General features: G+C 63.1%; 10 protein-coding genes. 4 read left to right on the plus strand and 6 right to left on the minus strand.

The annotated features are described in order from the left end of the window. The first annotated feature begins 145 nt into the window (after positions 1–145). From glpD to tyrA, 4 genes are all read left to right on the plus strand, one after another. Positions 146–1633 carry a glycerol-3-phosphate dehydrogenase gene (glpD, locus tag AB5Y53_RS18460; RefSeq protein WP_053288567.1) on the plus strand — a complete coding sequence of 496 codons (1488 nt, stop codon included), beginning with the start codon at positions 146–148 and terminating at the stop codon, positions 1631–1633. A 102-nt stretch (positions 1634–1735) separates the two neighbouring features. Further along, positions 1736–2815, plus strand: coding sequence for a glycerophosphodiester phosphodiesterase (gene glpQ, locus AB5Y53_RS18465; RefSeq protein WP_323882269.1), 1080 nt, complete (start codon positions 1736–1738; stop codon positions 2813–2815). Between the two features lie 371 nt (positions 2816–3186). Next, on the plus strand, positions 3187–4260 hold the full coding sequence (locus AB5Y53_RS18470) for a 3-deoxy-7-phosphoheptulonate synthase (RefSeq protein WP_010674236.1): 1074 nt from the start codon (positions 3187–3189) through the stop codon (positions 4258–4260). 118 nt (positions 4261–4378) lie between these two features. Continuing rightward, a complete protein-coding gene (tyrA, locus tag AB5Y53_RS18475; RefSeq protein ID WP_368182812.1) occupies positions 4379–5518 on the plus strand; it encodes a bifunctional chorismate mutase/prephenate dehydrogenase in 1140 nt (379 codons plus the stop codon). Positions 5519–5632: 114 nt separating this feature from the next. On the opposite strand, the gene hdfR is transcribed toward tyrA, so the two are convergent. The 6 genes from hdfR to AB5Y53_RS18505 all read right to left on the minus strand — a co-directional run bounded on the left by hdfR (position 5633) and on the right by AB5Y53_RS18505 (position 12215). After that, positions 5633–6508 (minus strand): HTH-type transcriptional regulator HdfR, encoded by an 876-nt coding sequence (gene hdfR / locus AB5Y53_RS18480; RefSeq protein ID WP_323906005.1) that lies wholly within the window; start codon positions 6506–6508, stop codon positions 5633–5635. Further along, positions 6508–6864: a DUF413 domain-containing protein gene (locus tag AB5Y53_RS18485; RefSeq protein WP_010674239.1), complete on the minus strand. Its 357-nt coding sequence runs from the start codon at positions 6862–6864 to the stop codon at positions 6508–6510. The genes hdfR and AB5Y53_RS18485 overlap by 1 nt, the downstream gene beginning before the upstream one ends. A gap of 291 nt (positions 6865–7155) precedes the next feature. After that, positions 7156–7638, minus strand: a complete 483-nt coding sequence (gene eco / locus AB5Y53_RS18490) for a serine protease inhibitor ecotin (RefSeq protein WP_010674240.1) — start codon at positions 7636–7638, stop codon at positions 7156–7158. 193 nt (positions 7639–7831) lie between these two features. Next, positions 7832–8389 (minus strand): DUF1566 domain-containing protein, encoded by a 558-nt coding sequence (locus AB5Y53_RS18495; RefSeq protein ID WP_041212780.1) that lies wholly within the window; start codon positions 8387–8389, stop codon positions 7832–7834. Continuing rightward, positions 8386–9753: a DUF1566 domain-containing protein gene (locus tag AB5Y53_RS18500; RefSeq protein WP_368182815.1), complete on the minus strand. Its 1368-nt coding sequence runs from the start codon at positions 9751–9753 to the stop codon at positions 8386–8388. Before AB5Y53_RS18500 ends, AB5Y53_RS18495 begins: the two co-directional genes overlap by 4 nt. Positions 9754–9803: 50 nt before the next feature. Then, entirely contained in the window at positions 9804–12215 is a 2412-nt protein-coding gene (locus AB5Y53_RS18505) for a proprotein convertase P-domain-containing protein (RefSeq protein WP_368182816.1), read from the minus strand. Positions 12216–12224 lie beyond the last annotated feature (9 nt).

The following is a 12224-nucleotide window of genomic DNA, read 5'->3' on the forward strand; positions in this document are numbered from 1 at the left end:
CGACTGGCAGCATTTTTAGCATTGTGAAAACAATCGCGATCACATTTCTCTCACGAAATGTTCGTTTATTGGTTTTTCATGTTCTAATATGAGCGAAATCAAACATTGCTGTCATGGCAAACACAAAATAAGAAAGTAGGTGAACATGAGCGAACATTATGATCTGGTCGTCGTCGGCGGCGGCATCAACGGGGTCGGCATCGCGGCAGATGCGGCGGGGCGGGGGCTGAAGGTGGCGCTGTTCGAGGCGAGCGATCTCGCCTCTGCCACCTCGTCCAACTCCAGCAAGCTGATCCACGGCGGCCTGCGCTACCTCGAACATTACGAATTCCGGCTGGTGAAAGAGGCGCTGGCGGAGCGGGAGGTCCTGCTCGGCATGGCTCCCCACATCGCCCGTCCCATGCGTTTTCGTCTGCCTCATCGCCCGCACCTGCGTCCGGCCTGGATGATCCGAGCCGGTCTCTTCCTTTATGACAACCTGGCCAAGCGGGACAAGCTCAAGGGGAGTTGCGGCCTGCGCTTCCTGCCGCAGGACGGTCTCAAGAGCGGCATCAACAAGGGCTTTGAATACTCGGACGCCTGGGTCGACGACGCCCGGCTGGTGGTGCTCAATGCCATGCTGGCGCGGGACAAGGGCGCCGATGTCCAGACCCGTACCCGCTGCGTCAAGGCGGTGCGCGGCTCCAAACACTGGACCCTGACGCTGGAGCGGGAAGGGGGCGAGCAGTTCACCGTCAGCTGCCGTGGTCTGGTCAATGCGGCAGGCCCCTGGGTCAAGACCTTCTATGACGAGAGCCTGAGCGAGAAATCCCCCCGCGGCATTCGCCTCATCAAGGGGAGCCACATGATAGTGCCGCGCATCCATGAGCGCGAAGAGGCCTACATCCTGCAAAACGAGGACAACCGCATCGTCTTCGTCATCCCCTACCAGCAGGACTATTCCCTCATCGGCACCACGGACGTGGAGCACAAAGGCAGCCCGCGGGAAGCCAAGATCAGCGATGCCGAGATCAACTACCTGTGCAAGGTGGTCAATGCCCACTTCACCAGGCAGATAAGCCCGGCAGACGTGGTGTGGACCTATGCCGGGGTGCGCCCCCTGTGTGACGACGAGTCCGATTCACCCCAGGCGGTGACCCGGGACTACACGCTCGAGCTCAGTGGTGAATCCGACGGCGCGCCGCTGTTGTCGGTGTTTGGCGGCAAGCTCACCACCTACCGCAAGCTGGCCCAGGCCGCCTGCAACAAGCTCAAGCCCTGGTTCAGCCAGATGGGAGAGGACTGGACCGCCAACAGCCGGCTGCCCGGTGGCGAGTTCGACTGCTCGGTGCGTGAACTGGCGCGAGCCTTTGCGCTGGAATTCGACTGGCTCGACGATCGCAGCGCCCTGCGCATCGCCGAATCCTATGGCGCTCATGCCCGCCTCTGGCTGAAGGAGGAGCGCGGCCAGCACTTTGGCGCCGGACTGTATGAATCCGAAGTGCGCTATCTCATCGCGCGCGAATGGGCCCACTCCCTGGAGGACATCCTGTGGCGCCGCAGCAAGCTGGGGCTGCGCCTGTCGGAATCCGAACAGCAGCAGCTCGGTGCCTGGCTGCTCGAGCACCACCACGCCCTGCCCGAAGCCTGCTGATGACCCACGGCGGGCGGCCTTTGCCGCCCGCCGTCAAACTGCAATAAACCCCTGCTATAACAATTACCTGCATCCTACACACCATAACAACGAGACCTCTTGATGAAGCAACCTCACCGTACCCTGATAGCCCTTGGCCTCGGGGCCGCCCTGGCGCTGCCCGCACTGGCGGCCGACGAAGGCAAAATCGTGATCGCCCACCGTGGTGCCTCCGGTTACCTGCCGGAACACACCCTGGAATCCAAGGCCCTGGCCTATGGCATGGGCGCCGACTATCTGGAGCAGGACCTGGTGATGACCAAGGATGACCAGCTGGTGGTGATGCACGATCACTTCCTCGATGGCATCACGGACGTGGCCGAGCGCTTCCCCGGCCGGGCCCGCCCGGACGGTCGCTACTATGTGGTGGATTTCACCCTGGACGAGGTGCGCTCCCTGCGCATGACCGAGCCGTTCCAGCTGGTGGACGGCAAGCAGGTGCCGGTCTATCCGGCGCGCTTCCCGCTCTGGAAGTCGAGCTTCAGGATCCACACCTTCCAGGAAGAGATCGAGATGATCCAGGGGCTCAACAAGAGCACCGGCAAGCACATCGGCATCTACCCGGAAATCAAGGCTCCCTGGCTGTTCCGCCACGAAGGCAAGGACATCTCCAAGGCGGTGCTCAAGGTACTGAAGGAGTACGGCTACACCAGCAAGAGCGACAAGGTCTATCTGCAGTGCTTCGATGCCAACGAACTCAAGCGCATCAACGGCGAGCTGATGCCCGCCATGGGCATGGATCTCAAGCTGGTGCAGCTGATGGCCGAGACCGACTGGAACGAGACCATGGTCTACGATGCCAAGGGCAAGGCAACCCCCTATGACTACGACTGGATGTTCAAGCCGGGGGCCATGAAGACCATCGCCACCTATGCCGAGGGGATAGGTCCCTGGAAACCCATGGTGGTGACCGAGCCGGGCACTCCCGGCAAGCCGGTCTTCACCGGCATGGTGAAAGAGGCCCACGCGGCCGGTCTCAAGGTGCATCCTTATACCTTCCGTCAGGATGAGGGGCAGATCCCGGCCTATGCGAAAGACTTCACCGACCTGCTCAACATCTTCCTCTACCAGGCCGATGTGGATGGGGTATTCAGCGACTTCCCCGACAAGGCGGTCGAGGCTATCAAGGCCCACGGCAAATAATAAAAGAAGAGCAACACGGGAATGCAAGCGGGGCCAGGTGCCCCGCTTTTTTGTGCCCGGCGTCATCGCCGGGATGAGGGGCCGGATAAGGGGTCATGAGAGGGGGCAGAGAGATGATATTGAAATGGATGGACGTAATAAAATGTTTACGATTTGAGGCTGTTCTGGCCTTGCAAGTCGCTACTTTTGAGTTGTTTCACTCTGCTTTCTTGGTCATTTATCCATCTGTCAGCGTGTGAAGACGCTAGTTTCACTTGATTGTTTGTTTTTCCTTGGTAAGGTGGGGGCGGTTGCGTAACAAAGTGCTGACTTGTGTAAATATAAATGAACGGTCGGCGCCCTTGGCTTGAAACAGTAGAGAGAATGAGAAAATGCAAAGAGATCCCCTGAACAACATCCATATCCAGTCCGAACAAGTGATGATCACGCCTGCCCAGCTCAAGGAGAAACTGCCCATCTCCGATCGCGCGCTGGCATTCGTGCAAGGGGCCCGCAATACCATCGCCGACATCATCCACCGTCGCGATCACCGCCTGCTGGTGATCTGTGGTCCCTGCTCCATCCACGACATGGACGCCGCCAAAGAGTACGCAACCAGACTCAAAGCGCTGCATGACGCCTATCAGGATTCTCTCTACATTGTCATGCGGGTCTACTTTGAGAAGCCGCGCACCACGGTCGGCTGGAAGGGCTTTATCAACGATCCGAACCTGGACGGCACCTTTGACGTGGAGCTGGGGCTGCACCGCGCCCGCGAGCTGCTCTGCTGGCTGGCCGAGCTGGAGTTGCCCCTGGCGACCGAGGCGCTCGACCCCATCAGCCCGCAATACCTGGCGGAGCTCTTCTCCTGGTCGGCCATCGGTGCCCGCACCACCGAATCCCAGACCCACAGGGAGATGGCCTCCGGCCTCTCCATGCCGGTCGGCTTCAAGAACGGCACCGACGGCAACCTCGGTACCGCTATCAATGCACTGCAGGCCGCTTCCAGCCCCCACGCCTTCATGGGGATCAACCAGCAGGGTCAGGTCGCGCTGCTGCAGACCCAGGGCAACCCGGACGGTCATGTGATCCTGCGCGGCGGCAAGCACCCGAACTACGACTCGGTCAATGTGTCGCTGGCGGAAGAGGCGCTGGAGAAGGCGGGCCTGCTGCCCGGTCTGGTGGTGGATTGCAGCCACGGCAACTCCAGCAAGGATCACCGGCTGCAGCCCAAGGTGGCCGACAACGTCATTCACCAGATCCAGGAGGGCAACCGCTCCATCATCGGGGTGATGCTCGAATCCAACCTGTTCGAAGGCAACCAGTCCAGCGAGCAGCCCAAGTGCGAGATGCGCTACGGCGTCTCCATCACCGATGCCTGCATCGACTGGGAGACCACGGATGCGCTGCTGGCCCGCTGCCACAGCCAGCTGGCGGCACCACTTTTGGCCAGAACATCGGCATAAGCCGTGGTATCTTGTTGTAACTGATTGAACCATCGAGGTATCACTGCCCACGCAGTGATACCTTGTTGCCTCGTGAATGACAGGGCGTCGCTGCGGGCGGCGCCAGCAGGGACTGGACATGGCGGAAGAGTTGAATGCCCTCAGGGACAAGATAGATGCGGTGGACAAGCAGCTGATTGATCTGCTGGCTGCCCGTCTCGCCCTGGTGGGGGAAGTGGGGGAAGTGAAAAGCCGGCACGGCCTGCCCATCTATGCACCGGATCGGGAGGCGAGCATGCTGGCCCGCCGCCGCGCCGAGGCTGAGGCACTGGGGGTGCCGGGGGACCTTATCGAGGATGTGCTGCGCCGGGTGATGCGCGAGTCCTATATTCTGGAGTCCGCCAGCGACAAGGAGCACCACTTCAAGTGCATGAAGCCTGAGCTCGGCAAGGTGGTGATCATCGGTGGCCAGGGACAGCTTGGCCGCCTGTTCGGCAACCTGTTCAGCCTCTCGGGCTACCGGGTCGAAACCCTGGGTCAGGCCGATTGGCCGCGCGCCGACGAGATCCTGCATGGCGCCGGGCTGGTAATGGTGGCGGTGCCCATCGACGTCACCTGCCAGGTGATAGACCGGCTCGGCAACCTGCCGGCGGACTGCCTGCTGGTGGACGTGACCAGCGTCAAGAGTGAGCCGCTTGCCCATATGCTGGCGATACACCAGGGGCCGGTGCTGGGGCTGCACCCCATGTTCGGGCCGGATGTGGCGAGCCTCGCCAAGCAGGTGATCGTCTGCTGTCAGGGGCGCGAACCCGCCGCCAGCCAGTGGCTGCTGGAGCAGATGACCATCTGGGGGGCGCGTTTGCAGCAGGTGGAGGCCAGGGCCCACGACGAGGCGATGACCTTCATTCAGGCGCTGCGCCACTTTGCCACCTTTGCCTACGGCTGGCATCTCTCCCGGGAGCAGGCCAACCTCGACCGCCTGCTTGCCTTAAGCTCTCCCATCTACCGGCTGGAGCTGGCCATGGTGGGACGGCTGTTCGCCCAGGATCCCCATCTCTACGCCGACATCATATTGTCGTCGCCCCAGAACCTCGCGATGATCCGCCGCTACTACCAGAACTTCGGCGAGGCGCTGGGCCTGCTGGAGCGGGGCGACAGGGAGGGCTTCATCGAGGCCTTCAGCCAGGTCTCCGGCTTCTTCGGCGAGCGGGCGGAGGAGTTCCTGCGCGAGAGCCGTACCCTCCTGGCCCAGGCCAACGACCGTCGCCATCACGGCTGATGCACAAAGACATCCATACAAAAGGGGCCTGATGGCCCCTTTTTCATGTTGTTTGTGTTGCACCGATAACTACGGTAGATGAAAACACAGGTCTGGGCGTGAAATCGCCCTGCTTCATTTGGCAGGCGGTTGACGCAAGTCGGCGTCATGCCAGCCCAGCGGCAGGGTCAGCAGCTGATCGATCAGCTCCCGGCGGTCGGATTTCTCCAGATAGGCGAGGTAGAGCGGGCGGCTCAGGGATTGGCCCCCTTCCACCAGATGAAGCTGCCCCTGCTCCAGGAAGGGGCTCACCATGCGCCTTGGCAGGTAGGCGGCGCCGCCGTTGGCCAGCACGAATTGCAGGGCCATGCTGGCGGAGCTCGAATGCAGAACTGGGGTCTTCTGCAGGCTCTGCAATCGGCTCGATGGCGGTTCGAAGCTGGTGCCCCAGTCGAGATGAATGTGGGGCATCTGCATCAGGCTGTCGGCGTTTGCGGCCGGCTCCCGGCTCACCAGTTCGAACACCAGCTCGCCGATGGGGTGCAGGGCAATCTCGTCGATCTTGGTCGGCTCGGAGAGCAGGGCGAGATCGAGGGAGCGCTCCAGCAACTGGCGACAGAGGTGCTCGCGGGAGGCCGTTTCGAGGCGCACCGCGAGGCCGGGGGCCAGGGCATAGACATGGTTGAGCCAGTCGTTGAAGTCGAGCTCCCAGAAGACGGCGGGGGCGCCGATGGCAAGCTGCTGGCTGAAACCGGGGGAGAGGGCCACGTCCTGCTTGGCGCGCCCCAAAGTATGCAGAATGGCGTCTGCGTAGGGCAGCAGACGCTCACCGGAGGCAGTCAGGCGGATGTTGTTGCGATGACGGGCAAACAGGCTGACCCCGAGTTGCTGCTCGAGCTGGCGGATCCGGAAGCTCACCGCCGACTGGGTCAGGTAGAGATTTTCAGCCGCCCGGCCAAAGTGCCGGGTCTTGCTGACCTCGATGAAGGTCCGAAGCAGCTCGGTATCCATTAATCGAGGGACTCGTCGCTGCCGCCACCGCCGCCTTCAAAGCTGCCACCCGCATCTTCATTGGCGCCGCCTGCGACGGTGCACAGACGGTGCACGCGCTTGGGACCAATCACCTTCAGGTATTTGAACCACACCTTGGCGTGGGGGTTGTTGCCGGCTGCGCCGGATTTGACCTGTTCGATAAAGGCACTTTCTACGTCATCGCGCGGGGCCAGGTTGCCCTGATAGAGCGCCAGCATCACGGTGCCATATTTTTCCAGACTGTCCGCTTCGGCCACGGTGAATTCGCCACTGCGACGCAGGCCACGGGGAAAATGTTTGAAGTCGTTGAAACGCTTGTCTGATTCGAAGCTCATAGTGCTCTTGTTCTGGTTAGTTTGACCTTTGCGGGCAAGTATCATCAGGCCGTCGCAGAGTGCAAAATCAATTTTCTTACTATGTTAATAAATATTTTTTATCGAACAGGGTTTGTCGCATCCCGAGGGGGCATTTTGCGGTGCGCTGCACAAAAAAGCCTGAAAAATAGTGGAGTTATGTCAGATTTTGTACAGGAAAAACCGCTCAAAAACGGACTCGGAAGCTAAAAATAAGGCGCCGTATGGCGCCTTTTTGTCATCATGACTGAGCTGAACCCGAGTGCGCGGCACTCACTCAATCATGGCTGGCTGTGCCAGGTTGTCGGCACGCCACAGACGATAGCGCACCTCGTACTCCTGGGGCACATAGATGACGAAGGGCAGCTTGGAGTTGTAGTTCACGAAGAAGCCCTGACCGTAGATCTGGACAAAACTCTCTTTTTTCTGGCCGTCCGGGCAGGCCATCAGGGTGCTGACGGGGCCGGTGACCTGGCCCAGGGTCAGGTAGTTGTAACCCCAGCCCTTGACGCTGTGCTGTTCCAGATTGCCCGCGAAGCGGGGCAGGTTGCAGTCGACCAGCATCTTCTTGCCGACTTGCAGCTCGACCATCATGTCGGCTTCGTTCTCGACTTCTGGCAGACGGATCACGACACGTTCCTGGTTCACTTCGGCGGCGGGGAACATGCTGATATCAAATTTTTTCGGTTCGGCGGCGAAGGCATGGCCACCCAATAACAAGGCGCCCAGCAGGCTAAAACGCAACACGGTTTTCATCTGTACCTCTTGGGATTGGTTCAACGCCGCTAGACTAACCGCTCTGCCGGTTTCATGCCAGCGCTGCGGCGTGCAAAACCGCCCTGAACAGGCATCACATGACGCAATTTGATGCTTTTTTGACGGCCAGGGTCACCCTTCCGCTTCTTGCCTCGTGTCAAACAGGGGCCGGGTGGCCCCCATGGCCAGGCTGTCACCTCACCAGCAGAACCTGTTTCGCCCAAGAGCGGGGGGCGCGCTGGGCGACGGAGCCGCTGGTGATGTCCAGGTAAGCGACGCCCTGAAGGGCCGGCACCGGGGTAGAAGACCAGAGATAGACATAGCCGTCGTTCACCTCCTTGCCATCCCCGGCCATGGCGCGGGGGAAGATGGTTTCGTTCAATGCCGGTTTGTAACAGGCGGACTCCAGAATGCTGGCGAGCTCCTTGATGGTGGGCAGGCGCCAGTCGTGATGACCACCAAAGCCATACAGGGCATGGCTCGGTTCGGTGCGGATCCGTTCCGCCGTCTGCAGTGCCTGTTGCCAGTAGAGGCGGGTGGGTTCCCCCTCGCAGCTCTGGTTGCGCCAGGTCTGGCCGAGCTGGCAGCGCATCCAGGTCAGACTGGTGCCCCTGTCGGTGACGGTGCCGTTGCCGTGATCCTGGAAACGGGCGGTGGGGCTGGTACGGGGCAGGGCGTCGTCGCAGATGGCGATGGCCAGTGCCAGGGGGCTGCACAGGGTGAGCAGCAGGGTCAGAAGATACTTGTTCATCGGGTTACCTCGGCCACCAGGCGCAGTTGCAGACCGTTGGCGTCATTGCTGTTTTGAACTGGGGTGGGATAGTCGGCACCGGCGTCCTCGCCGAGGAAGATGTGGGCGATGGCACTCAGAGGCGCGCTCTCCAGCCGACGGGACGGGGTCAGGGTCTGGCTCCAGTAATAGCCATCGAAGCCATTGAGTCCGGTTCCGACATCGGGGAAGTAGCGCACATCCAGGGTGACGAGCTGGCCATCCTGGCGGGCGAGGGAGCCGTAGTGCTGCAAACTCATCAGCTCACGGGCGTGGGGCAGGCGCCAGTGGGTGATGCCGCACAGTTGCTGTGCATTGAGCCACTGACGGTACTGCTCCGTAGTGCAGATGGCCTCCCCCTCGGGACAGGCGTAATCCCGCTCCTCCTGGGTCGGGTGATATTCGTCGAACTCCCAGGCGAAGGTGCGGTGCAGATCCCTCGGACTGTCCGGATCCGCCAGCTTCTTCTCCCAGACGAGGCCGGTATTGAGATCCTCCACGCACTCCCACTCGTCGGCATTGTCCGCCAGGGGTTGCCCCTTGCCGTCCAGCTTGCGATAGCGCAGGGGCGCCAGGCCCAGGCTCGCCTCCTGGCCCGGGTGATCCGCAGGCTCCTGGGTCAGCAGGTAATCCACCCCGTCCGTGTAGGTGGTGACGCCGCTGGCGGTCACCAACTCCCGGGGTTGTTGCTGCATCAGCACGGCGGCGAGTCTGGCCTGCTGGCTCAGGAGCTCGGGGCTTGCGGCAAAGTGCCGGGCGAGCTCGGGCAGCAGGGTGACCAGCCCCTGCCAGATCTGCAGGCGGCGTTCGCTGGCGGCAAAGGTGGGCAGGGTGGCCTCGTCATCGAAGGCGGTGAGGGCCAGCTCGGCGAGGGCGCGGTTGAAGTCGCTCAGCTGCGCCAGTGCCGTCAGGTCTGGGCCGGGGTGAAGGGGCGCCAGGGCGAACAGCACGTCCGTCAGGGCCTGAGCCGGTGGCAGCCCGTCCGAGATACGCGTCTGCAGCAGGGTGCTGAGGGGGCTGGGGGTGAGGTGCTGGTTGTCCTGGCGCGCCGCCGGGTGGGCCAGGGGCAGGGCGGCGGGATCCGCCGGAATGAACAGCAGGGGAGTGGTGAGCAGATCAGGGTGGCGCCGGGTCAGAGTGTGGGCACCGGCCTCGCCGCTGACTGCGGGCTCATTGGCTTCGCAGCCGTCGTTCTGGTTCAGGTTGATGCACAGGGTGCCCGCAGCGGGCAGGCTGACCGTCAGGCGGTAGTCCGGCGCGGTCAGGGGAGCCTCGTCCGAACCGCCGCCACAGGCGCTGAGCAGGGGGGCCAGCAGGCAGACGATCGGGGTCATTCTCATGGTCATGGTGTGTCCTTGGAGGGGCCTTGGCCCCTCTCTTCTTTATATAGGGAGAGTCAGAGGCGACGCAGACGGCGCCACAGGGCCAGCGGCAGCAGCCAGAGCAGGGGGAAGGCCCCCCCGCCACTGCTGTCCGAGGTATCGAAGCGGATGATGCCGTCATCCGGCACGGGCACGGTGTTGCCGCACTGGGCGCCGGTACGCTGACTGATGCTCCACCCGTTCAGGAAACCCTGATTGCCCGGTTTGCTGTCCACCACCTCCAGGGTCCAGCGACCGGCCAGGGGTTCTCCTTCGAAGGCGCTGAAGGGTTGCAGGGACTGCAACTCGGTCGGGAAGACCCCTTTCAGGCTCGGCAGGGGGCTGTAACCCTTGTCCCAGATCTGGACCCGGGTGCCGGCGGGGGAGCTGAGCCAGATCTCCAGCTCATCCAGCGCCTCGTGCTGCAGATCCAGGCTCAGTTGCAGCCTGTCGCTCACACGGGCATCGCTCTTCTCCAGCAGCAGGCTGGTTTCGCTCAGGCCGCGCACCTCCTCGCTCTGGGCATCGTTCAGTCGCTGTGACCGACCACTGGCCCGGCTGATGACGGGGGTGCCGATGGGCAGGGTCAGGGATTGCTGCCACTGGCGCTCGGTGGGGCTGGTACCGCTCATGGCGAGATTCACCGAGAGGCTCGCCTCGTCGCCGCAGGCGAGCGGGCTCTGGGCCAGCAGGCGCAGGGTGGTGGTCATGCTGGCACCGGCGGCCAGGGTCGCTGGTTGCCAGTTGTCAGGATCGGCCTGCAACCCGGTTGGCAGGGTGAGGGCCAGCTCGTTGAGGGTCACCTCCCCCTTGCCCGGGTTGTTGAGGGTCAGCTGCACCGACTGGCGCTGCCCCAGCGGGATGGCGCTCCCCTCGGCGAGGGCGATATTGACGGGAGCTTGCAGCAGCCCGTGCTGGCGAAATGCCTGCTCCAGCAGACGGGCATAGGCTCGCGTCGGGTAGAGACGGGCGGCGGTATCCACGGTGATCCGGGCCAGTTGCGGCATGCGAATGGCCGGCCCCAGGCCGAAGTGGGATTCGATGATGACGCGATCAAACTCGTCCCTGGCCGCCTCGCCGTGCTCGGCCACCGCCGTCAGCAGGGCCTGGAACAGCGGGGTGCCCCAGAGCTGATCCCCGTTGCTGCCGTTGATGGTGCGGTGGGCGGGGTAGCGGTAGTCCGGATGGTAGCGAGCGCGCAGATCGTCGAGCTGGCGTGGGGTGCGGTCGGTGAAGCGGGCATCCCAGTTGAACACCATGGCGGGTTCGAACTGGCGACCGGCTTCGCTGCGCTGACGATGACTGGCGGCCAGGTAGTCGCCAAAGCCCTCGCCGATGGCCCCCCAGTCTCCCTCTTCCCCGAGGTCCGGCAGGATGTGGTGCTGCACCCCGTGGCCGAACTCGTGCCAGATGACCATGGGATCCTCGGCATCGGGCACGCCGCTGCGACCCAGCTCCAGCCTGCGTTCGAACGGATCGTAGAGGGAGTTGTCCTGATAGCCCGCGTCCGTGTCGATGTCGAGCGCCCCGGGGATGAGATCGGTGAAGCCGAGCGCTTTGAGGTGGCGCTGGGCGAGATCCAGATGGTAGTAGGCGTTGATGTCCGCAAAGCCGCGATCGTCACGGGTCAGGCGAAAACCCTGCACGTCACTGCTGCTGTAGGGGGCCGATTCGGGGGCCATGACATCCACCACCCTGGCATGGGGGCCGCTCAGGCGATACTGCCCGGCTTGCAGGCTCACCGGCAGGGGAACCGGATCCTGGTAAGCGGCCTGTGCCAGCACCAGCGCGTCGTGCCAGACCAGGCTGGCGTCCTGCAGGCGGGTGCGGGGATCGGGGTCGAACACCCGTGCCTGAACCTGCTGATCGCCTGCGTCGGCGACATGCAGAGGGCGGGTAGTTGCCTGATCCCCGAGACGGCCAAGCTCCTGCTCCCCGTCGCAACGGGCAAACAGCTGCACCTGGCTGGCCTTGGCATTGCCTGCCTTGTGTTCACGCACCCGCTGGCGCAGGGCTGGCACCAGGGTATCGCCGTCTCGCCAGTACCAGGCTTCGACCGGTCCCAGCGTCTCTATCTGGTTGCCGTCGGTGCGCAGGGTGGCGAGCAGGGGATCCAGGGTGTCGCTGGCATCGCAGCCGGGCGCTGTGCTCTGCAAGGGGCGCAGGTTGTGATAGAGGCGCCAGGGGCGGCCGTCCCCGTCGACACTGACGGCGGCCTGGGTGGCGGCCACCGGCAGGCCGTTCACCAGCTGGCGAAAGCTGTAATGGTGGCCGAGCAGGCTGGCCCTGTCGTAATCGGGGGCGAGGAGCACACCGAGGCGCTGCTCGAGCCAGCGCTTCGGCGCCGTGGTCAGGGGTTGTTCATCGACAAACTGCAGATCGGCCGCCAGCAGCGGCGATGAGATCAGGGTTGCCGCCAGCCAGAGGGCCAGGGAAGAGGGTTTCATGGTTCACTC

It is taken from the genome of Aeromonas sp. R7-5, from assembly GCF_040908015.1.
GTDB classification, from domain to species: Bacteria; Pseudomonadota; Gammaproteobacteria; order Enterobacterales; family Aeromonadaceae; genus Aeromonas; species Aeromonas caviae.

What these genes read in the sequence shown, in the direction of transcription:
- AB5Y53_RS18500 (WP_368182815.1), bottom strand. Translation starts at nt 9,753, where the DNA reads ATGACCATGAGAATGACCCCGATCGTCTGCCTGCTGGCCCCCCTGCTC.
- tyrA (WP_368182812.1), top strand. Translation starts at nt 4,379, where the DNA reads ATGGCGGAAGAGTTGAATGCCCTCAGGGACAAGATAGATGCGGTGGAC.
- AB5Y53_RS18505 (WP_368182816.1), bottom strand. Translation starts at nt 12,215, where the DNA reads ATGAAACCCTCTTCCCTGGCCCTCTGGCTGGCGGCAACCCTGATCTCA.
- hdfR (WP_323906005.1), bottom strand. Translation starts at nt 6,508, where the DNA reads ATGGATACCGAGCTGCTTCGGACCTTCATCGAGGTCAGCAAGACCCGG.
- glpD (WP_053288567.1), top strand. Translation starts at nt 146, where the DNA reads ATGAGCGAACATTATGATCTGGTCGTCGTCGGCGGCGGCATCAACGGG.
- AB5Y53_RS18470 (WP_010674236.1), top strand. Translation starts at nt 3,187, where the DNA reads ATGCAAAGAGATCCCCTGAACAACATCCATATCCAGTCCGAACAAGTG.
- AB5Y53_RS18495 (WP_041212780.1), bottom strand. Translation starts at nt 8,389, where the DNA reads ATGAACAAGTATCTTCTGACCCTGCTGCTCACCCTGTGCAGCCCCCTG.
- eco (WP_010674240.1), bottom strand. Translation starts at nt 7,638, where the DNA reads ATGAAAACCGTGTTGCGTTTTAGCCTGCTGGGCGCCTTGTTATTGGGT.
- glpQ (WP_323882269.1), top strand. Translation starts at nt 1,736, where the DNA reads ATGAAGCAACCTCACCGTACCCTGATAGCCCTTGGCCTCGGGGCCGCC.
- AB5Y53_RS18485 (WP_010674239.1), bottom strand. Translation starts at nt 6,864, where the DNA reads ATGAGCTTCGAATCAGACAAGCGTTTCAACGACTTCAAACATTTTCCC.